Annotated in this window: 13 protein-coding genes; 3 read left to right on the top strand and 10 right to left on the bottom strand. The window is 63.4% G+C overall.

Annotation, left to right across the window (positions count from 1 at the left end; all coding sequences use genetic code 11):
- Positions 1 to 22: 22 nt before the first annotated feature.
- Positions 23 to 226: a GntR family transcriptional regulator gene (locus KHO31_RS33730; RefSeq protein ID WP_201080953.1), complete on the bottom strand. Its 204-nt coding sequence runs from the start codon at positions 224 to 226 to the stop codon at positions 23 to 25.
- A gap of 238 nt (positions 227 to 464) precedes the next feature.
- Between KHO31_RS33730 and KHO31_RS33725 the strand changes: the two genes are divergently transcribed.
- Together KHO31_RS33725 and KHO31_RS33720 are read left to right on the top strand one after the other, a co-directional pair.
- Positions 465 to 1,697 carry an alkaline phosphatase family protein gene (locus KHO31_RS33725; protein WP_236061521.1) on the top strand — a complete coding sequence of 411 codons (1,233 nt, stop codon included), beginning with the start codon at positions 465 to 467 and terminating at the stop codon, positions 1,695 to 1,697.
- Positions 1,698 to 1,716: 19 nt separating this feature from the next.
- Positions 1,717 to 2,922 carry a cytochrome-c peroxidase gene (locus KHO31_RS33720; RefSeq protein WP_407945979.1) on the top strand — a complete coding sequence of 402 codons (1,206 nt, stop codon included), beginning with the start codon at positions 1,717 to 1,719 and terminating at the stop codon, positions 2,920 to 2,922.
- A gap of 48 nt (positions 2,923 to 2,970) precedes the next feature.
- On the opposite strand, the gene KHO31_RS33715 is transcribed toward KHO31_RS33720, so the two are convergent.
- From KHO31_RS33715 to bcsD, 9 genes are all read right to left on the bottom strand, one after another.
- Positions 2,971 to 3,882 (bottom strand): DUF72 domain-containing protein, encoded by a 912-nt coding sequence (locus KHO31_RS33715; RefSeq protein WP_201080955.1) that lies wholly within the window; start codon positions 3,880 to 3,882, stop codon positions 2,971 to 2,973.
- 36 nt (positions 3,883 to 3,918) lie between these two features.
- Positions 3,919 to 6,600: a response regulator gene (locus KHO31_RS33710; RefSeq protein ID WP_201123148.1), complete on the bottom strand. Its 2,682-nt coding sequence runs from the start codon at positions 6,598 to 6,600 to the stop codon at positions 3,919 to 3,921.
- 1,012 nt (positions 6,601 to 7,612) lie between these two features.
- Positions 7,613 to 12,421, bottom strand: coding sequence for a cellulose biosynthesis protein BcsC (locus tag KHO31_RS33705; RefSeq protein ID WP_201108417.1), 4,809 nt, complete (start codon positions 12,419 to 12,421; stop codon positions 7,613 to 7,615).
- Positions 12,412 to 13,626, bottom strand: coding sequence for a cellulose synthase complex periplasmic endoglucanase BcsZ (gene bcsZ / locus KHO31_RS33700; protein ID WP_201080961.1), 1,215 nt, complete (start codon positions 13,624 to 13,626; stop codon positions 12,412 to 12,414). Before bcsZ ends, KHO31_RS33705 begins: the two co-directional genes overlap by 10 nt.
- 10 nt (positions 13,627 to 13,636) lie before the next feature.
- Positions 13,637 to 16,204: a cellulose biosynthesis cyclic di-GMP-binding regulatory protein BcsB gene (bcsB, locus tag KHO31_RS33695; RefSeq protein ID WP_201085965.1), complete on the bottom strand. Its 2,568-nt coding sequence runs from the start codon at positions 16,202 to 16,204 to the stop codon at positions 13,637 to 13,639.
- Positions 16,205 to 16,207: 3 nt separating this feature from the next.
- Positions 16,208 to 18,412, bottom strand: a complete 2,205-nt coding sequence (gene bcsA, locus KHO31_RS33690) for a UDP-forming cellulose synthase catalytic subunit (protein ID WP_201080965.1) — start codon at positions 18,410 to 18,412, stop codon at positions 16,208 to 16,210.
- Positions 18,409 to 19,197: a cellulose biosynthesis protein BcsQ gene (gene bcsQ, locus KHO31_RS33685; protein ID WP_201080967.1), complete on the bottom strand. Its 789-nt coding sequence runs from the start codon at positions 19,195 to 19,197 to the stop codon at positions 18,409 to 18,411. Before bcsQ ends, bcsA begins: the two co-directional genes overlap by 4 nt.
- On the bottom strand, positions 19,194 to 19,961 hold the full coding sequence (gene bcsP, locus KHO31_RS33680; RefSeq protein ID WP_211625335.1) for a cellulose biosynthesis protein BcsP: 768 nt from the start codon (positions 19,959 to 19,961) through the stop codon (positions 19,194 to 19,196). Before bcsP ends, bcsQ begins: the two co-directional genes overlap by 4 nt.
- A 205-nt stretch (positions 19,962 to 20,166) precedes the next feature.
- Positions 20,167 to 20,622: a cellulose biosynthesis protein BcsD gene (gene bcsD / locus KHO31_RS33675; protein WP_201080971.1), complete on the bottom strand. Its 456-nt coding sequence runs from the start codon at positions 20,620 to 20,622 to the stop codon at positions 20,167 to 20,169.
- 612 nt (positions 20,623 to 21,234) lie between these two features.
- Between bcsD and KHO31_RS33670 the strand changes: the two genes are divergently transcribed.
- Positions 21,235 to 22,380, top strand: coding sequence for a sensor domain-containing diguanylate cyclase (locus KHO31_RS33670; RefSeq protein WP_201141035.1), 1,146 nt, complete (start codon positions 21,235 to 21,237; stop codon positions 22,378 to 22,380).
- Positions 22,381 to 22,441 lie beyond the last annotated feature (61 nt).

Genomic DNA, 22,441 nt, shown 5'->3' with positions numbered 1-22,441 from the left:
AGTGGCCGTGCGCACGCATATCCTAGACAAAGCCGCTCAGTTCGGCGGGCGGCTGAGTGAGTCGCTGAGTAGGTCGCTGAGTAAGGCGCGGCTGGATGACCAAGGTGCCTTTGCCGTGGCGGATTTTGATCATGCCGCGGGCAATCAGATTCCATACCGTTTTTTGTAGCGTGGTGCAGTTGCTCAATGAAGCGTGCCAGCAGGCCGCTTCATTGGGCAACTGCACTCGTCGTTTCCCCCTAGTCGAGATGGACTACGTGCGATTGAACCCGCGATGTTAGCCTCGCTTTGTGCCAAAAATCGGCGGTTCCGATCGCGGGATACGCCGTTTTTTGTGCCAATGGGTCGCAGGGGTAATTGCAAGTCCATCGATTCAATCTGAATTAGTTCGATATACAAATTAATTTAAACATATATCGATTCGACTCGTTCAGATCGGGAAACCACAATTAAAGGGAATGGGAATGTCAAACCGCACCTGGATGCGCACACTTTTCGCTGCTATTTCTGCTGCCTTGGTTGGCGTTATTGTCGCCGCGTGCGGCTCGTCGTCCTCGTCGCTCAATGTGACCGGGCAGCAACAGATCAAGCACGTCTTCGTCATCACGCTCGAAAACGAAAACTACGCGACCACGTTCGGCGCGAACAGCAAGGCGCCGTATCTGTCGCAGACGCTGGCGTCGCAAGGCGCGCTGGTGCAGCAGTACTACGGCACGGGGCACGTGAGCCTCGACAACTATATCTCGATGATCAGCGGTCAGGCGCCGACGCCGGAAACGGATAACGATTGCCCGATCTACCAGGATTTCAAGCTCACCGGTATGACGCCTGACGGTCAGGCGATCGGCTCGGGTTGCGTGTATCCGGCCAGCGTCAAGACGCTGCCGGACCAGCTGAAGGCTGCGGGCTACACCTGGAAGGGCTATGAAGACGACATGGGCAACGACCCGACGCGCGAAGCTGCGACGTGCGGCCACCCGGCACTCAACACGACCGACCTGACACAATCGGCCGAAGCGCCGAGCGCAGCCGTACCGCTGGGCGATCAGTACGCGACGCGTCACAACCCGTTCATGTATTTCCACTCGATCATCGATTCGCCCGATTGCGGCCAGAACGTCGTGAACCTGAACAAGCTCACGTCCGATCTGCAATCGATCTCCACCACGGCCAACTTCAACCTGATTACGCCGAGCCTGTGCGACGACGGTCATGATTCGCCGTGCGTGAACGGCCAGCCGGGCGGCCTGACGAGCGCAAACGCATTCCTGCAGAAGTGGGTGCCGATTATCACCGCCTCGCCGGCGTTCCAGCAGGACGGTCTGTTGATCATCAACTTCGACGAAAGCAGCTATGCGTCGGTGACCCAGCCCTCGCCGGGCCAAACGCAATTGACCTTTGCGGGTACAACCTGTTGCAGCCAGCAGCCGGGTCCGAACCTGCCGGCGTTCCCGTCGACTTCGTCACTGTCGTACAAGGGCGCGACGATCAATCTGACCAAGCAGAGCTTCGGCGGCGACCAGACTGGCGCGGTCATGATCTCGAAGTTCATCAAGCCGGGCACGGTGTCGACGGTGCAGTACAACCACTACTCGATGCTCAAGAGCATTGAAGACATCTTCCGGCTAGGTTATCTGGGCTACGCGGGGCAGGCCGGTCTGGCCGGGTTCGGCAACGACATCTTTACGAACCTCTAAACCAATGATGGTTTCCGTAATGAGATTCGCAGCGCTCGCTGTACTGGCGGGCGCCGTAGTCCTGCCGATGGCAGTGGGCGCGGCGCAGAACGAGGCGCCGTCCGTCTACAGCGACGCCGCGGCGCTCGGCAAACTGATGTTTTTCGATCCTTCGTTGTCGGCCTCGGGCAAGATGTCGTGCGCGAGCTGTCATAGCCCGTCGCACGCGTACGGGCCGCCCAACGGTCTGGCGGCGCAACTGGGTGGCCCGGACATGCACTCGCAAGGCACGCGGGCTGTACCGAGCCTGCGCTACGTGCTGAACCGCACGCCGATGTGGAGCCATGCCCAGGCGGCCAGCATGTCCGAGCGCCTGAGCGAGACGGACAACGCACCGGTTGGCGGTTTCGGCTGGGACGGGCGCTTCAACCGTCTGCACGATCAGGCGAGTTTCCCGCTGTTCAATCCGGACGAGATGGCCAACAGGAACCCCGTGGCGGTGCTCGCGAAACTGGAGCAGGCGCCGTATGCCGCGCGCTTCAGGGACGTGTTCGGGCAGAACATCTTCGCCGACCCCACCAGGGCGTTTGCGCAGGCGATGTATGCCATCGAGCGCTTCGAACTTGAAGACCTGAGCTTTCATCCATACACCAGCAAGTTCGATTACTACCTCGATGGCAAGGTCCAACTGACGGCTCGCGAGTTGCGGGGCAAAAGGCTATTCGACGATCCGACGGGGGGCAATTGCGCCTCGTGCCATATCGACCAATCGGGTGTCGACGGCTCTCATCCGCTTTTCACCGACTTCAACTTTCAGGCGCTCGGTGTGCCGCGCAATCCGGAGTTGCGTGCGAACGCAGATCCGAAGTACTTCGACATGGGTTTGTGTGGGCCGCTGCGTACCGATCAGTCGAGCGACAAAAGCAACTGTGGACTCTTCAAGTCGGTGTCGCTGCGTAACACGGCGACGCGGCAGGTGTTCTTCCACAACGGCCGCTTCCATACGCTGAAGGACGCACTGCGTTTTTACGTTCAGCGCGATACGAATCCGGCGAAGTGGTACCCGAAAGACGCCCACGGCAAGGTCGACAAATTCAACGACCTGCCGGTCGCGCTGCGCGTGAACGTCGATACCACCGACGAGCCGCTCACGCGCAAACAAGGTGAACGGCCGGTCTGGACGGAGCGGGATATCGACGATGTCGCAGCTTTCCTCGCGACGCTGACCGATGGATACAGGCGATAGCAGCCGTCGCCATACTCGGGGCTTAGTGATTGAGACCGCTGTTGGCGATCAGCTTGCGTTACCCAGAAGACCCATCAGCGTCCTCGCATTACGCTGCCCCTGGTCTTCGAAGCAGTTGTTGAAAATCACGTGAGTGCGGCCGGCCCGCGTCGCGATTGCGCGAATCGAGGAGGCCAATTCGGCCAGCTCGTCGTCGTTGTAGTCGTAATCGAAACGATCGGCGGCGCTCGCCGCGCCCGTCGCACTCCACGTCTGCGTATTGCGGCCATGCAAACGCACCATCGCGAGCGCGGGATGGGTCGCTTCCCACACGGTGTGCACGCGGTTCGTCACATCCGGCGGGGCGTCGACGATCACATGGACGAGGCCGCGCTCGCGCAGAAAGTCGAGCGTCCATTGCGCGTGCTGATCGTCGAACCAGGACTGATTGCGAAACTCGGCGGCCACCATGTAGCCCGCCATCCGCGCCCGGCATTCATCGACGAGGGCGAGACCGTCCGTCGCGCGCGTGATCCACGGCGCGAACTGGAACAGCACCGCACCGAGCCGGCCGCTCGCGCGCAGCGGTTCCAGTGCTTCCAGATAGCGCCGCCATAGTTCATCCAGGATCTCGGCGGGCACGTCGCGGTAATAGACGTTCTTCTTGCGCGGACCCGTGATGCCTTCCGGCAGCGCCATCGCAATGTCTTTCGGCAGGACGTCGGGCGAAGTCTGATGCCCGGTGAAAAGGCGAAACGCCTTGAAGTTGAAGGTGAAATCTTCCGGCGTGCGCTCGCTCCACAACTGCGCATTGCTCGCAGACGGCATCGCGTAGTAGGCCGAATCGACTTCGACCAGCGGAAACTGCGATGCGTAAAAGCGCAGCCGGGCCTCAGCGCTGCTGCTGCCGCGCGGATAGAAACGCTTGCAGGCAATCAGCGTCTTGTCGGTCCAGCCGGCGGTCCCGCAGCGGATGTCCATCGGCATAGTCCTTTCGGTTGCACGAAGCGGGCGAGCCTAGGAAGCCGCCTCCGTATGATCGAGCCACTCCGCGAGTTCGCGCCGCAGCTGTGAGATATCGAACGGCTTGCCGAGCAGCCGTGCACCGAGGATGGTGTCGCCGATCTCGGCGCTCTCGCCATAGCCGGATACCAGCAACACGCGGATGTCCGGTTGCTGACGCAGCACGGCGCGCGCCAGGTTGTCGCCGGACATGCCGGGCAACGTCAGGTCCGTGAACAGCACGTCGTAACGTTGCACGAGCGCGAGCGGCAATGCTTCTTCGGCGCTCGCGACCGCCGTGCAATCGAGACCCAGCGCGCCGAGCAGGTCACTGAGCGCGTCGCGCGAATCGGCGTCGTCTTCGACCAGCAGCACGCGAGCGGGCATGCCGGCCTGGTGTGACGGCGGACTTGCCGTGGAATCCACCAGCGATATCGTCGGAGAGTTGGCCAGCGAATCATCTGCCGAAAGGGCGGATTCGTGCAGGTTTTCGCGCGGATCGGAAGCTTCGGATGTACTGCCTGGATCGTAGACTGTGCGTGGCACGCAGGGGGCGATCTGCCCGTCGCTCACGCCGGTGACGCCCGCGCGCAATACGCCGCGTACTTTGCGCGCGAGATCGTCGCGCCGGTAAGGCTTGGAGAGCAGCGTGATGCCGGCGTCGAGCTTGCCGTGATGGACGATCTCGTCGCGCGTGTAGCCGGAGGTGAAGAGTGTCGGTACCGCCGGCGAGCGCGACGCCGCGCGTTGCGCCAGTTCGACGCTTTTCACGTGGCCGGGCATCACGACATCGGTAAACAGCAGATCGATCGGCACATCGCTATCGATGAATTCGAGCGCCGCGTCGCCACTCGACGCAGTCAGCACTTTATAGCCGAGTTGCGCGAGCATTTCGACGGCGGTCAGGCGCACATCCGCATCATCTTCGACTACCAGAATCGTTTCGCCGCCGCCTGCCGGCGCCGTGGTCTGATCGACGGCTTCGACTGTTTCCGGCTCGCAGCAGCGCGGGAAAAACAGCGAGACGGTGGTGCCGCGTCCCACTTCGCTGTCGATCACCGTGTGACCACCGCTTTGTCTGACGAAACCGAACACCATGCTTAAGCCGAGGCCGGTGCCATGGCCGTCGGGCTTGGTCGTGAAGAACGGTTCGAACACGTGTTCCAGAATTTCGGGCTTCATGCCGGTGCCGGTGTCGGTCACCGAGAACACCACGTATTCGCCCGGCGAGAGCTCTGGCTTGCCGCGGCAAAACGCTTGGTCCAGCAGGCGATTTGTCGCGCTTACGGTGAGCGTGCCATCGGCTTGCATGGCGTCGCGCGCATTGATCGCGAGATTGAGCAGCGCGTTTTCGAGTTGATTGCGATCGGCCTGAACATGCCACAGGTCGTCGCTCAACACCGTTTCGATCTTGACGGTCTCGCCGAGCGCGCGATGCAACATTTCGCTCATGCCGGTGAGCAGGCGGCGCGGATTCAGTACGGTAGGCGAGAGCGGCTGGCGCCGCGCGAAGGCGAGCAGATGGGCGGCCAGTTTCGCACCGCGTCTGACGGCATCGGTCGCGGCGGACAAACGCCGCAGCGTGGCCGGATTGCCATCGGCGTCGGCGGCAAGCATCTGCAGATTGCCGTTGATCACCTGCAGCACGTTGTTGAAGTCGTGCGCGACGCCGCCTGTGAGGCTGCCGATCGCTTCCATCTTTTGAGCCTGGCGCAACTGCTCTTCGGCGAGCGCCCGTGCCGCGACCTCATCGGCGACGCGTTGTTCAAGCGTTTCGGTCAACTGGCGCAGCGATTGTTCGGCGATCTTGCGTTCGTGGATGTCGATCAGCACGCCGGGGAAGCGAGTTGGCTCCCCAAGTTCGTCGAACTCGCACTGACCGTTCGCCTGCACCCACATATAGTCGCCATCGGGCCGGCGAATCCGGTACTCGGCGCGAAACGGCTGGCCGGTGCGTATCGCTTCGCTCGTCAGGCGGTCGTTGAGCGACTTGTCGTCCGGATGGATGACTTGCGCCGCGGTATGGCGCTCGACGCCTTTTGCCGCCTCTTCCAGTGGAAACGAAAAAGTGCGTGCGAAACGTTCGTCGCCGGTGACGGTGCCCGTGCGCACGTCGAGCACCCATGTACCGAGCACGGCGCCGGTATTGAGCGCGAGTTGCAGCCGTTCGTTGGTCTCGCGCAGTTCCGTTTCGGCATGTTGCCGCCAGCGTTCGGTCAGCACGCGCGCGGTGGTTTCGACGACCACCGCGAGCACGCCCGCGGGTGCACCGCTGTCGTCGGCGACAGGGCTGTAGTAGAGGTCCATCCAGACGTCTTCAGGCTTGCCGTCGCGCAGCAGGACCAGTTCCTTGTCGCGATAGGAGAGGGTGCCGCCGGCGAGGCAAGTCGTCATCACATGACGGTTGAATTCGGCGACCTCCGGCCAGCCGTGTTCGACCGGACAGCCGAGCAGATACGGATGCCGTCCGCCCGCGAATATCGCGTAGGCGTCGTTGTAGATCATGTAGCCTGGTTTGCCCCATAGAAGCACGAGGGGCACGGGCGAGGCCAGCAGCATTTGAACGGTGGCGGTCAGGCTGCGCGGCCAGTTTTCTATCGCGCCGAGGTTGGTTGCGGGCCAGTCGAATTCGCTGATGCGCCGCGCCATTTCCCCGTTCCAGCCGGGGCAGCCATGATCTTGAGCCGGAAATGGCATTGCTGCGCTCCACAGAGGTCACGTCGATGAGTGTGTTCCCACTTTGCCCCGGGCGCATGGATGTTCCGCTGAAGGCGGAATGAGTCTTCTGCTGTGCGACGCGGGGGCGAAGCGGCCATGCGGCAGGAATAATTGTAGGCTACAACGGGGGGCCGGTGACCGCACCGGGGGGGCTTTACGGGTTTAGCCGAACAGTGTGCGGGAGAGGGTTGACAAGTTTTACCTGGCTGTTTTAAGAGGTGCGGTGAATAGCGGAAAGAAGGGCACATGGGGGGTGCCTTGGTGTGGTTTTTTGGCCTTTCCTTGAATTGCTATTGGTCTATTAGCGTTGCCCCTGTGCGGGGCGGCACTTACTTTCTTTGGCGCCGCAAAGAAAGCGGCTCAACCCGCCAGCTCATAAGCGGGTCCCCCGCACAGTCGCGGTAGTGGTGCATCTGGAATCTGTGCCCTCGCACATTCAGCCCTGGTGACAAAGCCGTCATACTTCCGGCGGCGCTGCGCGCGCCGACGGGCACTTCATAAAACCTGCCGCTGAGTTTGGGTTCTCGTGGTTTTTCCGGTACCGTGACACGTCATTGCACCGCTACCGCCACTGCTACTGCGGTTTCAATTTCAAGCCACCGGAATATCACTTGGAGCACGGGTTTGCCTACGAGCGCAGGAGCGGTTCTGCCGAGGCGAAGCCGATGGCCCCGCTGCGCGAAGCGAAGCTCCGGGTTTCCCATGTAGACCCGTCCGCGACGCACGCAGTGCGGAGTGGGAACTGATGAACGCTTTGTCACTGACGCCGAATGTGCGAGAGCACGGATTCCAGATGCACCACTGCCGTGACTGCGCGAGGGACTCGCTTATGAGCTGGCGGTTTGAGCCGCTTTCTTTGCTTATCTTTCTTTGCGGCGGCAAAGAAAGTAAGTGCCGCCCCGCACAGGGGCAACGCTAATAGACCACTAACAAAACAAGGAAAGGCCAACACCACACGCAAACAGACAAAGCGCCGAGCAGGCCAAAAACCCTAATTCGACAACGACAAATAAGGCGAACTGAGCGGCGTAGGCGGAAACGGCTGCAAGCCCGTCTGTTTACTGAAGCTATACCGCACATAAACAGCAGCAAGCCACTCGCGATATTCATAAGCATTGCCGAGCGACGCAGTCGCCCCAAACGCCAACTGCGGCGCCAGTTGATATTCCCCCACCGCGCTAAGCGAATAAGAAACCCCAGTCTTACTCTGCCCAGGATAAACCGCACCACTATCCACCCCCGTGCCGATGAATTTGGCCTCCGCCGCCGCGTCGCCCTGGCGGGTAGAGCCATCATTGAGCGGGAAGTAATTCGATGCATCCTGCCGATAATGCTGCACGCCGATCGACCCCTTCACGTCATAGGTAAACGCGCCATTACGCCCAGTCCACTCTACCGGCAAATTCAGGATCACGTACTGTTGCGGACTGAAGTATCCACCCTGACCATAGGTGAAGTACGACAGATTGTTGTCATAGGACATCAGCGTCGTATTCACGCCGATGGTCAAGGTCTGATCGGCATCCTTCAACAGCCGCGTGTAAACACCGCCGCCGCCTTTGATCGCGTTATTGCTCGCGACGTGATCGCCCATGTAGTGCTGGTACGCGGCGTTCACATACAGGCCACTGGTGCCGTCATCCCATGCAAGGCTGCCGAGTCCGCCATTGGACGTGACGCCGCCCCACTCGAGGCCGGAGCCCGAATCGCGCGCGCCGGCGTACGACAGCAAGCTGTCAGTCACCGCGCGGCGCGCGACGGCCAGTGAATACGACACCTTGTCAGTAATGGCGCCGTTGTATTGCAAGCCGGCCACGACGGTCTTCTCGGGGAAACCAAGCGGCGTCACGCCGACATCGCCGCTAAAGCCACGGCTTTCATAGCCGAGCGATAACCCCACGCCGTTAGCGGTCTGGCTGCCATAGATGTTGTTGCCGGCAACCGCCGCCGCCGCGGACGTGCTATTGGATAACCCCGCGCCAAATCGCGCGAGCGTCGACACATTGCCCGAGGCCGTGCCGGCGTCCAGCGTAACCGGGGTCGCCGTCACGACAATGTGGCCATTGCCGGCCTTTATACGCCCTTGAATGGGCGCTTCGATATCCGTCAACGTCGACAGGCCGTCTTCGCCCTCGCGATTGCGGAACACGATCCCGCCCGACACGGTGCTCGCCTGTTCGCGATTGACCTGCGCCAGTTCTTCAGCCACGCCGAGCGTTTGCGTGTTGGCCACATTCGGCTGCGAATAGTTGCCGCCGTTGCCGTTCGCGCCGGGTTGTTGCGGGTAATACGCCTGCGCATAACCGGTCGGCGGCTGCGGGATATACGGCTGCTGTTGCTGCGCGTAATAACCCGAGCCCTGATTCGGATACGGCTGATAGGGTTGCTGACCGTAAGCCTGCTGCGGCGGATACGGTTGATAGGGCTGTTGCGCATAGCCCTGTTGTTGCTGCGGATAAGGCTGCTGGCCGTAGTAGGGCTGTTGCTGCTGCGGATAGCCTTGGCTTTGCCCATACGGTGCCTGTGCATAGGCTTGCGCGTTGGGGGTGCTCTTCGGCGCGCTTTGCTTCTTGCTGGTCGAGCGCTTCGTATTCGTCGCGGAGCCGGTGTAACGCGGCTGTTGCATTGAACCGGCATTGGCTTGCGCTTCGCGTGCCGCGGGCGACATCGGCCACGGCGTGATCGCATAGCCGTCCGGCGCCTGCTGCGGGTAGGGCGCCTGCTGCTGATATTGCGCCTGTTGAGGATATCCAGCTTGTTGCGGGTAGCCGGCCTGCTGCGGATACCCCCCGTTGTACTGCTGTTGTGGGGCCTGCTGCATCGGCGGCATCTGTGTTTGCATCTGCGGCTGGCCTTGACCCGGATACGGCTGCAATGGCGCGCCCGACTGGCTGGACCCGTTGGTTTCCTGGCCGTAACCACCCGTGTTGACACCTGGGCTCGGCGCGTTATAGGGAACGGCAGTGGGCGCGGCGTTTGGCGCATACGGCTGCGTGGGCGCCGTATACGGCGCGACATAAGGCGCGACGTAAGGCGCGGGCTGCGAGGGAGGCGGATAGTTCGGCACGGTCTGGGACGGCAAGGAGGACTGCGAGTACGGAAGCGAAGCGCGCGCGGCATTGGAGCCGCTCTGGCCAAACGCGGCGTTGTCTGCGTCGGTCGGCGAGACCGTTGCGGTTTTGCCTTCGAAGGGATTGGTGCCCGGCAGCGGCGTCGCACCGATCCGGCGCATCGCGACTTCCCAGCCACGCGGCACGTTGCCCGGCGCATTGGCGCGCGGGGCGTTGGCCATCAGCGGCGTATTGGCCGCGACCAGCGAGCGTTGCAGATAAGTCGAGGCGAGCGACAGCTTGCCTTCGGCGCGATACATGCGGCCGACCGTCGCCAGCACGCCCGGATCGCCAGGTGCCGCAGCAAGGGCCTGATTGGCGAGCGATTCGGCATAGCTGAACTGTTTGGCACCGACCGCTGCAGGGATCGTCGCTTGCAGCAGGTTCAGGTCGTCGGGCTTGCGCTGCAACGCGACGCGGTAACTGGCGAGTGCATTGCGGTCGTCGCCGGCGCTCGAATAGAGGCGGCCGAGGGCGGCTTGCAGATCGGGATTGTCGGGCATCGCCGCAAGCCAGGGCGCGATCACGTCGTAGGCGCTGGCGAGGTCGCCACGCTGACGCACCGTATCGCACTGCTTGATGACGATCCCCAGATTCAGATTGCCGAAATCCGTGCGCTGCTGGGGCGTCAACTGCATCGATGCGAGGCGTCGCATCACCATGCCGAGTTCGGCGTCCTGATGCGTGGCGGACAGAATGCCCGCATATTGCAGCAGCAAATCGGTGTTGCCCGGCGCCGCGTTCATCGCGCTGCGCACGAGGCCCAACGCGCGATTCGGGTCGCCGGCTTGCTGATATCCGGTGGCGATCACGCCGATCAACTCGGGGCTGTTGTCCGCCACCGGTTCGGCGGCGTGCAGGGTCGCCAGCGCTTGTTGCGTCTGGCCATTGCGCGCCATTCGCGTCGCGAGGTCGGCCTGCTGATGCACCCACAAGCGGTGCTGCAAGGTCGTCATCGCGTCGGTGCGTTGCGCGACCGGAATCCGTTCGAGTTGCGCCAGACCGGTTGCCCAGTCCTGCGTTTCCGCCGACAGCAACGCACTCGCATAGAGCGCGTCGGTCATGTCGGGATGCGCGGCAAGCAGCCCGTCCATCATGCTGCGCGCATTCGCCACCGCGCCCTGGCGCACGTAAACGCGCGCGAGGTCCAGACGCAGCCAGGGATCGTCGGGGTTGTTCAGCAGCGCGTCTTCGAACAGGCTGCGCGCGCTGCCGAGATCGCCACGCGCTTCGGCCGCGCGCGCCTGCGCCGCCTGCGCTTCGCCGCGCAGACGGTTGATGCCGCCGGCCTTCGATTGTTGTTCGCTGTTCAGCTGATTGGCGAATTGCAGCGCTTCGTCGCCACGGCCTTGCGCGGCGAGCGCGCCGACAAGGCCGCGAATCGCATCGGGATTGTCGGCCTGGCGGCGCAGCGCCATCCGGTAGGCCTGTTCCGCGCCGACCGGATCGCCGTTCGACAGCAGCATTTCGCCGAGCAGCACCTGCGCGGTGACGTCGGACGGATTCAGCGCGATCGCGCGTTCGAACAGCGACTTCGCCTTCGCGAATTCGCCGTTGCTGCGCGCGCCGATGGCGTCGCTGGTATAGGTCCAGTAGGTCGCGCTATCGAGCGCGGTTTTCCAGCGCGCCGGGTTACCGCTGCGCGAGGCGCGTTCGAGATAGTTGCGGGCTTCGGCGAATTTTTCCTGTTTCAATGCGGCGATACCCATGCCGCCGAGCGCGTCAGTGTCGTTCGGACTATTCGCCAGTACTGAAGAAAACTTCGCGCGTGCCGTGCCGAGGTCGCCACGATCGAGGGCGGCGAAACCGTCGGCGACGGTGCGGCCGCGGACGTCGACGGCGGCATTTTCCTGGGCGCGGTCGCGGGCCGCCTTGTCCTGCTGAACCATCGATTCGAAGCGCGCCTTGACCGCGGCGTCGTCAGGCGCGGCTTGCAGATACGCTTCATACAGCGCGGCATCCGAAGGCCGTGCGTCGAGCCACAACAACGCCTGCCGCCAGCTCTTTTTCGCCGATGCGCCAACCGTGCTGTCCGCGGCCAGCTTTTGCAGCCGCGCGATACCGTCGCGGCGCGTCACGTCGCGATACGTTAGATGCTGTGCGTAGGCGAGGGCGTAGCGCGGGTCGTCGGGGTTGTCGCGCGTGAGTTGTTCCAGGCCGCGGCGCGCCTGATCCCAGCCTTGCGGGGTGGCCGACAGCGCCTGGTAATACTCGAGTTGCAGCTCGGGCGTGGCCGGCTTGCCGTTGAGCGCGCGCTGATATTCCTGCACCGCGCTCGCGCTCTGGCCGCTTTGCGCAAGCCGCCGCGCGTCGTTGACGGTCTGGTCACGCAGGCTCGATTCGCCAAGACGGCGGCCCAGTTCGTCCATGTTCGGATAGTTCGGCGCGACTGCTTTCAGACGCGCCAGATACTGCTGCGCGCCCGCACCGTCCTTGCGGTCGGCGAGCACCATGCCCATGCCGAAGAGCGCATCGGGTTGCTTCGGGTCGATGCGCAACACTTTCTGCCACGCCTGCTCGGCGAGATCGCCACGGTGATGCGATTGCCAGTACTTGCCCTGATCGATCAGCACGCTCAAAGGATCTTTCGAATCCTGAGCCAACGCGTCAGGCGAAGCCGTCGCCACGCAGCAGACGGCCGTGAGGCTCAGCGCGAACCGCAATGACAACGCGAGGGCGCTCAATCGCATGCATTTCTCCAACTCGGCACGAGACGGCCGGCTTCGTCGAAACGATAGCGGCCGTCGATGAATCCGGTGCCGAACAAACCCAGCACACGATCGTAATAGACCGGTTCGCGGCCCGGCACGCTGGTGTCGAGCACGGCGAGATGGGTGCGCGCGAGACCGAGTCCGCGCTCGTCGCCGAGCGCCTTGAAATACGGCGCGAGTGCGCCCCAATAACTCAACGGTCCTTCGCCGCTAGCCGCGCCGGTGGTCGATGAGACCTTCTCCGGCGGAATGCCGGTTTGCGCAACCTTCGCGCGCATGCCGCCGAGCGCCGTGAGCCAGGGTTTGGCGAGTGGATCGGCGGGCGAGGTGAGACCGGCCCACAGGTAGACGCGGATCGCGTCATAGCTGCCGGTGTCGCCTTCCTTGGGATCGACCACGAACTGGCCGTTCTGCCACGCGGCCCAGTCGGGCGCGAAGCCTTGCGGCGCCGTCGTCTTGATCAGCCTGAAGGCGCTGTCGGCGAGCTTGGCCCACTGGCCGTTCGGCATCTCTTTGGCAAGTGCGCGTAATACCGGCAAGGGCAGATAGCTTGGATTCAGGCGCGTCACACCGCCATTCCTGAAGCCCTGCGGTCCGGGCAGCAGCATTGGGCCGACGCCCGGCAGCGTGGTCATTTCCTGGCGCGCGATCTGCGCGGCGAGCGCCTGGCCGAGTTGCGTATAACTTGCTTCATGCCAGAGGCGGCCGGCTTGCAGCAGATCGTAGGCGATCCACAGGTCGGAGTCGGACGCGGAATTCTGATCGAGCACGCCGTACGAGCCGTCCGGTTTCTTGCCCCAGAGCCACGACGGCAGCCGCATGTTTTGCGGATCGAACTGATTGCCCGCGAGATTGGTGCGGGTCCAGTTGAGCAAGCGGTCAAAGGTCGCGCGGTCGTTCGCGACCAGCGCGAAGAACAAGCCGTACGACTGGCCTTCCGAGGTGGTTTTCAGCTGTGGCGAGGAGTAGTCGATCACGCGGCCGTCGGCCTGCACGAACTGTTCGACGAACGGTCGGTACGCCGGCCAGTCGTTGTTGCACGGACCTGGCTGGCCGGGCGTCGACGTGGTCTGGGCCACCTTGGTGATACCGGCAAAACTCGTGGTCGCTGCAAAGGCAAGGCCAAAGCCAAAGCCAAGCCCGAGCGTCAGCGCCACGCGTGTCTTATTGTTTCGAACCCGCATATCAGTCCTATCAGTCCCTTAGGCGGCGCGCGGCGATCGAACGCAGCGTCCGGTAGAACAGGCCCGCGATGATCAGCGCGGCAAGCACGCCGCCCAGCATCAACAACAGCGGATGCGACGACAGCGCCCAGCGCAGATACTCTTGCGGCGACAAACGGCCGACATAGTACGCTTCGCCGTTCGACGTGATGGTGACGGTGCGGCCGTGGATCACGGCCATCGCGCCTTGAATTTCCGGCAGCACGTCGGCGTCGAGCAGGGCGGCGGACAGATCGGCGTCGGACTGGCCGGCCGCGCTCACCAGCGCGACGGCGCTGCGGCTCTTCTGCAGCGGCGATTCGAAACCGGTCAGAAGCGCATCGCCGTTCGAACTCACGAGCGTCAGGTCGGCGCGTGCGGGCGAGCGTTCGACACCGCGCTCGCCATGCCACCAGTCCTCGAGCTTGAAGACAATGTCGGAGAGCGCGAAGGTGCGCGAATCGCCGTCGCTGGAGAACGGCATCGACTTGGCCCAGCGCTGCAGCAGCGGTTGCTTGCCCGGCGCGCCAAAAATCAGCAGGTCCTTGTTGGCGTATTTGTCGACGTCGTCGGCCGTGCCGACGGTGACGCCGTTCACCGGATAACCCGTCGATGCGCCCATGCGGCCCATGGTCAGCAGGTACAGGCTGTAGTCGCTCGAATCGGCATCGTTCGGCAGGACCACTGCGGTCTCGGACAGGTCGGCCATCCGCGTGAACGGGAAGCCGCTATTGGCAAAGGCCGCCAGATCGGGCAGCGCCATGTAATGCGGGAACGACGACAGGTCGATGGTCGAGTTCGGATCGATTGCGCCGACCACGTTTTCCAGCAGGCGGCCATGACATTCGCCGGTGTTCGGAATGTCGTAGTAGAAATACAGACGCACTTGCGCGCGCGGGGTCAGCAGCAGGGGCGGAATATGGACTGTGCGACGCGCTTCGGCGGTCTTGTCCGGTAAGACGCGCGCGAAGTAGTGGCTCAGTTCGAACACCGAGGCCGACTCAGCCGGAATCGGCAGCGCCTGCACGAAGCCGTCGTTGACGCTGACGTTCAGCGACGAACGGTCCCGCAGCGGACGCACGGTGTAGCGGTAGCGCAGATCGATCGGCGCGCCCTTGGTGTGCCACATGAACAGATCGGGCGGCACGCGCAGGTTCACGCGCACGGCGTCGGCGTCGTAGCCGGAGACTGTCAGGTCGCGCGCGTCGGCAAGTTCGCCGAAACGCACCGGACGGTTGGTCGGCAGCCAGTTCGGCGCGTCGTACGGCGCACGCGGTGTGAGTTCGCTCAACTGCGTGATCGTCGCGCTCGGGCCGCTCAGCGTGTTCTGGCCGATGCCGAGTGCTCTCGCGGCGGTTTTCAGTTCGGCCTCGGTGCGTCCGAGCACGAGCAGCAGCTTGCCGCGCGCCGGCGCCTCGCGATCCACCACGGCGATAGTCGGGCCGGAGATCGCCGGAATCGTCACGCCGGCCGGGCGCTGGTCGTCGGTCGCGAACACCACGGCGTTGCCCGACAGCGGCGCGTTATCCAGTTGTGCAGGAAACACGGCGCCGCGATAGCCGGCGAGTGCGCCGAACCACGACGCGACAATGCCGCCTGCTTCAAGCGTAGCGGTGCCGGGTTTTTGCGGGAACACAAACGGCAGCTCGAGACGGCGCACGTCGCGGCGATCGAAGAACGGCTGCGGCAATGCCGCCAGGTCCGGCTTGCTGGCGAGCGACGCGTAGGTCAGATCGAGCGAACTCGCATTGCTGACGGTGGCCCACAGCGACGAATTCGCCGGGTCCTCGCAGCTCGTCGTGTAATGGCCGATCAACTGCACGTTCAGGTGGTTGAATTCGGTAATGAAACGCGGATCGATCGAGACATCGCGCGCTACCAACATGCCGGCCTGTTCGTGCGGCACGGGCAATGTCGCGGCGACTTCGCCGTTCACCAGCACTTTCAGCTGGGAAATATTCGGCAGCAGCGCAGGCGAGTAGCTGTAGACCAGATGCAGGATCGCACCGGTCACCACTTCGTCGCCGCGCACGGAAAACGCGACGCCGTTCTGGCCGTCGGTACCACGCAGTTGCAGCGGATCGTGCGCGCCGAGATCGGCGAACGTGAGCGTTTGGCGGCGGCCGCCCGGCACCAGCGTGCCCGGTTCGGCGGTGGTCGGCGTTCTGATACCCAAGGCTTTCACCGACGACGCGGTCAGCGCCGGCGTGGGCGTGGCCAACTGCGCCTGGGCGATGGTGTTCGGATCGTAGAGGACGGCTGCGCTCGGCGCGGGCACATTGCCCACGCCAGTGGCGGCGCGCGCAGCGGGCGCGCCTTGGGCCACTGCCGCCTGGCCGGCTTGTGACGCGCTCGCACCGCTCATGGCCGCTGCGGCCACTTCAGCCGCCGAGGCAAGCGGCGCCGCCAACGCGGTCTGCAACGCGAGCCAGCAGGCAAGCCCGCGCATCAGCCGTTGCGAACGGGGGCGCCTACGTCCAAACCGGCGCGCCTCCGCTTCCATCCCACTGCGCCCGTGATTCGAGCGTTCGACGTGTCCCTTCGCCATCCTGTTGCCCATAGATCAGTCTTTGGTTTTTAGCTTCTTGACGTCCGCCGGACGGCTTTTCATCGAGCTTCGAAGGTCGGCATAAAGATGCTCGAAGAGACCCACAATGCCGCGTGCGCCGACCGTCAGCACATGCGACAGACCGCGCAACGGCGTGTCCTGCTGACGCCCTTCGGCCCAGCCGGTCCACGCGTCGGCGCGCGCGAAAGTGGTCTTGACGAACTCGTATTCCTGCTCGCGCGTCATCGCCGAGAAGCGCAGGCCCACGCGGCCCGGCTCCGTGAAACCGACGGTGGCGGGGAAGGCGTATTCCTCGTCGCCGCGAAACAGCGACACGCTCACGCGTTCGTGCATCGGCACTTCGATTTTGGCGGGCAGCGCCACGCCGACACCGCCTTCCGAGTAGTCGATGGTTTCGCAGGCGAGCGTGCGACCGGTCGAGAACTTCAGCATCACGGGCATCTGCATCGCCACGCGGTGCACCGCGCGAATCTGCCGGCGTTCGCTCGCCGCGGCCACGCTCGCGCCGAGAATCAGCATGTTGTAGGTGGTCCAGCCGAGGTTCAGGATGGTCGTGTTCACCACGCTGCGGATGTGCCAGTTCAGATAGATATGCACGATGCCGACGACAAAGCCGATCAGGTTCAGCAACAACAGGAACAGATACGGCCGTGAGATCGCCCAGTCGAAATAGTTCTTCTCGATCTGGCCGCCCTTGGCCGTCACGTTGAATTTGCCGAGCTTCGGGTTGATCAGCGCGAGCAGCGTGGGCGCAGTGATGTACGACGCCAGCACCGATTCATACACCTCGGCCCAGAACGAATGGCGGAACGAGCGCTGCATCCGCGAATTGGTGATGCTCGCGTGCATCATGTGCGGCAGTGCGTAGACCGCGATCGTGCTGGCGGCGGCTTCGATCACGTGCGCGCCGAAGAATAGGTACGACAGCGGTGCGGTCAGAAACACGAGACGCGGAATGCCGTAGAAGAAGTGCATCATCGCGTTCAGATAACAGAGCCGCTGGCCGATTTTCAGACCCTTGCCGGTCAACGGATTGTCGATCCGGAAAATCTGCGTCATGCCGCGCGCCCAGCGAATCCGCTGGCCGATGTGGCCGGAGAGGCTTTCGGTCGCGAGGCCCGCCGCTTGCGGAATCGCCAGATAGGCGGTGGTGTAGCCGAGGCGGTGCAGCTTCAATGCGGTGTGTGCGTCTTCGGTGACCGTTTCCACGGCGATGCCGCCGATCTCTTCGACCATGGTCCGGCGCAGCAACGCGCACGAGCCGCAGAAGAACGTGGCGTTCCACAGATCGTTGCCGTCCTGCACGAGACCGTAAAACAGCTCGCCTTCGTTCGGCACCTTGCGAAAGGTGCCGAGATTGCGTTCGAACGGATCGGCGGAGAAGAAATGGTGCGGTGTTTGCAACATCGACAACAGCTTGTCGCGCAGGAACCAGCCGAGGCCGATCTGCAGGAATGAGCGGGTCGGAATGTGATCGCAGTCGAAGATCGCGAGGTACTCGCCCTGGGTGATCTTCAACGCTTCATTGATGTTGCCGGCTTTTGCATGGCGGTTGTGAGTGCGGATCGTCCAGTTGACGCCGACTTCCTCGCAGAATGCTCTGAACTCGGGACGGCGGCCGTCGTCGAGCACGTGGATCGCAATCTTGTCGGCCGGATAGTCGAGCGCAAGCGCCGCGTAGATGGTCGGCTTTACCACCGAGAGCGGCTCGTTGTAGGTCGGGATGAACACGTCGACGGTCGGCCACCGGTCGCGCGAGGCGGGCAGCGGCATCGGCTTGCGCTTGAGCGGCCACGCGGTCTGGAAGTAGCCGAGCAGCAGCACGATGGTCGAATAGACTTCGGCCGAGACCAGCAGCAGGCCCCACGCGGCGTCGAGCGGATGTTCCCAGTAAGTCGTCGACGTGAGCCGCCAGTACATATAGCGGCCCGACGTGACGATCGAGAGCATGATCATCACCATCGTCGCGTAACGGCCGGGCAGGCGGCGGAACAGCAGGGCGGTGACGAAGCAGCAGGTCGCGAACGTCAGTTGCTCGTAAAACGCGAGCGGCACGGTGAACACGAAGTACAGCATCGTCAGCGCGAACAGCGTGACCAGACCGGTCACGATCCGGCTATTCCAGAAACGTGCGTCGACGAAGCGTTCGAGCCGTGACGGATCGCGGGCCTCGATGTCCTGCGACGGATGCGTGCTCATGCGACGTTCCTCGGCGAGACAGCGATCGCGTCGACCGCCGCCATCAGCCAGTTGCCGCACGAGCGAAAATCGGCCGCTGCCTGGCTGAGTGGATCGTAGTGAATTAACGTGGTGTCGCACGCGAGCGCTTCGCTCACGCCTTCGTCCAGATGGATCACGCCCGGGAAGAGCTTGTCGCCGAGCATCTGGCGCAAGACCTTGAGGACGTCTTTGGTCAACTGGCGTGACTGGTCGATCTGGTTGACCACGTAGCCTTCGCCCCCGAACTCAGGGCGCGGCGCCGCATACGTTTCGATGAGCCGTTCCATTAACGGAATGGCCGCGTACGAAGCCGCGTCGGCGAGCACTACGTTCAGCGTGAAGGTGGCCGCGCACAACGCAGTGCGTACATATACCGACGAACCCGGCGGCGTATCGATGATGACGATATCGGACGGGTCGAGCCGCAGCGTTTGCAGCGACTTCGCGAGCCACCCCGGCTCCTGGTCGATCGTCGCTTCGAAGCGGCGGCGGTCGTCTTCGAGCACCGCGCCATAGGGCAGTACGGTCACTCCGTCCACGCCGTCGAACATCACCGATTGCCACGGATCGCCCGTCAATGTCGCGCGCGACAAACCGTCGATGCTGTCGAGCGGCACGCCGAAATGCAGACGCAGCGCATTCTGCGGATCGAGGTCGAGGGCAATCACGCGGCGGCCGCCGGCGGCCAGCACGGAAGCGAGATTGGCGGCGAGGGTGGTTTTACCGACCCCGCCTTTAGCGGACACGACCGCAATGACTTTCATGAGCGACGAGGGCCGTTGATCAGCCACGAGTTGGAGGCGGCGGGCGTGGCGGCGCGGGGCACGCCCGCCGGCGCAGCGGCAGTTTGAGCAGGTGTGCCGCGCAGACGGTCGAAGACCGATTGCAGCGGCACGGATTCGCCTGGGCGGTCGGCGGGTTGCGGCGGCGCCAGTTCGGGTTGCGGGGCGAACAGTTTGCCGAGGATCGACGCGGGCGGCTTCGGTGCCGCGGGCGCAGTCGTGTAGGTGTGGGTGGGTGCGGAGGCCTGCGCCCATGTCGGGACATGAGCGGGGGCGGGCGCTTGTGCCCACGTCGGCGCGGCTGCTGAGAGCGGCGCCGGTGCGTGTACGGTCACCTGGGGCACCGCATCGATCGGCGCTGCGGCGTCATCGTTCGTTTCGAACGCGCCGAAGCGCGAAGCGGCGCGCGGCGCAACAGGCTGAGTGGCGACGGCGACCGGCGGAATGTCCCGCCGATGTGACCGCGTAAACAGCGGTGCCTTTGCACGCGTGACCAGGACGGAATCTTTGGGCGTCGTGTCCTGACGATCAACGGCCGGCGCAACACCTTGCGCCGATGCCTCGCGAGCAAGCTCGCGGCGTTGCCCGATCGCGGGGATCGTCGGCTGTGTCAGATCCAGCGTCACCAGCAGCGGCCAACGTGTGCGCGCCGAACGCGCTTCGTTCTCGCGGCCGATTTCCTGGTACGCGTTGGCGTCGCCGCCAAAATGATCGAACAGCTTTTCGATGTCGCTCGATGAACTCATAGTGCCGCCGTCTTGTTCATGACTTGCCTTGCCCCGATTCAACCACTTGCTCGCGGCGCTAAAACGCGGGTGCTGCCACTTCACGCGCACCGGTCTGGCGCGTTCCTCTACTGCCTGTTGCTCAACGAGTATCTACCGGCTGCGAGCCGGTATTGCCGGCTCGGGCCCGATTGGTTCAACTTCGCGGTCCGTTTGCCGGGCCCGTTCAGACCGGGTGCCGGCCCAGCCGGAACTCGATCGCGGTGTCCTCGCCGTACCCGCTCGTTTGCGCCACGGACAGGCCCTGCGCGCCCAACGCGCTCAACCAGGTCTGGTAGACGCCTTCGAGAAACGCCGGAGTCCATGCGAGCGCTGCGTTGCCGAATGCCTGCAGCGGCGCACAGTAATGAACGATGCGCAAAGACTCGGCTTCGTCGGACAACGCGACGTAGCCCCAATCCATGTCATGCCAGTACAGATTCAACACCTGAGCGAGTTCGGCCGTCGACCCGCAAGCGGGCAATTGATGCGCCGCGGCAAAGCGGCAACCGACGCGATGCATCAGTTGGCGCAATTCGTCGCGACCGATCTGCGCTTCGAACTCCGTGGCCAATGCAGTCAGCATGCCGCGCCACTGTGACGAGATCTGGCGTTCCAGCAGGTAGTCGAGAATTGGGACCATGTTTTCCGGGAAATGGCGTTGCTTCAGCCGTGTACAAAAACGGTTGCCGACGGCCGAATGCAAGTGCAAGTGTTACGGGAAGCCGCGCGTTGCACGCGTCCGTGAGTACCTTTTTCCGAATCTGTCTAGTCTGTCCGCCACACTTCGGAGGAGTCTACTTAAGACATTAACTTTTAGCCACTTTACATTCGTCTGCTTTATAGAAGCAAACGATTGCGATGGATATCTGCCGAACACGTAATTTATGCAGCCTGAATTGCCCTTCGCGCTTCCCTGCGGGGGATGCCGACTGTGCAAGCGTCCGCTATCGCCATCGTCCTCATCGTCCTCATCGTCCTCATCGTCCTCATCGTCCGAGCGGCGATCGGTCTCGCCGCTGGTTCAGCTTTCTTTTCGTGGCAAATGCAACGCTTTGCGTCCGTGCGGACGCGATAAGCATTTGCCTTCACCGGGAGTTCTTGCAGAATCCTGCTGCGTCGTCGCGCCCCCAACTTTCATCAGGGCCAGTAAGCTTGCGAATTTACGCAGCCCGGTTGTGCGCGCTACGACACAAATAGCCCAGGCAGCAGAGCCGTGGCCCGCTATGGCGATGCGGTTCGACTCAAAACAACAATGCTCAATCCACTCACTATTCTGGCTGTCACGGTCTTGTCGGGCGCCATTGGGATCGCCGTGCTCGGCTCGCTTTGGCGCGCGACGATACCCGGTGTTGGCTACTGGATCTCGGCCAACGCGGTCGCGATCGTGGCGCTGCTTGCCTTTACCTTACAAGGACACGCATCGCGCTGGCTGACTTTCGTGGCAGCCAACGAACTGCTGGCCGTCTCGCTGCTGCTGGTGCTTGAAGGCTGCTACCGTTTTCTGGGCCGCCGTACACGACCCTGGGCGGCCTACGCCGGCGCGCTTCTTGTGTTGATCGGCATTACCTACTGGACCTTTGTCACGCCGGACTTCAACGCACGGGTGGCCGTGGTGTCGGCGTTTCACACGGGCCTCTACGCCATGCTCGCCGTGACGATGGTGCGCGATCGCCCCTCGAACCGGCCGCGCTACAGCTATTACTTTCTCGCGGTAGCGGCGGCGCTGTTATGCGCAGGACATGCCTCGCGTGGCGTCATGTACAGCTTCGGCATGCTGTTGCAGTCCAGTTTGATGCAGGTGACGCCGAGCAATGTCGCTTTTCTGGCGCTCGGCATTCTTGCGCCGCCGTGCCTTTCGATCGGGGTGGTGATGCTGGCGCACGATCGGCTCGCTGAGCGGCTCGAGCGGCTTGCCAATGTCGACGATCTGACGGGCGCCTTGTCGCGCCGGGCGTTTCTCGCGATTGGCGACGCGCTGCTGAAGGCGTCGTTGCGCACCCGCTCGCCGGTGGCGATGGCGATCATCGACATCGATTCGTTCAAGGCGGTCAACGACGGCTACGGCCACGCCGCCGGCGACCAGGTGCTGAGCCACTTCGCGGCTTTTATCACCCGCAATCTGCGAATCGGCGACGTGTTCGGGCGGCTGGGCGGCGAGGAGTTCGGCGTGCTGTGCCCGGCGACGAGCGCCGCCGAGGCGGTGCGACTGATGGATCGTCTGCGGGTACGGCTCGCGGCCGCTGCGCCGGCCGAATTGCCACGAGGACTGACCTACACCTTCAGCGTCGGGGTAGACGAGCATCGGCGCGATGAATCGCTTGCCCAGTTGATGGCGCGTGCCGACGGCGCGTTGTATGCCGCCAAGGCCGCGGGACGCGATCGCGTGATGGCCGCGTAACCCTTATGGAGCGGGGCGCAATTCTATTTGCGGGCAGGGCATAAATATTTGTCAGACGGTT

The organism is Paraburkholderia domus (assembly GCF_905220705.1).
GTDB classification, from domain to species: Bacteria; Pseudomonadota; Gammaproteobacteria; order Burkholderiales; family Burkholderiaceae; genus Paraburkholderia; species Paraburkholderia domus.
The sequence above is the reverse complement of the archived record's forward strand: the minus strand, read 5'-3'. Positions and strand labels throughout refer to the sequence as shown.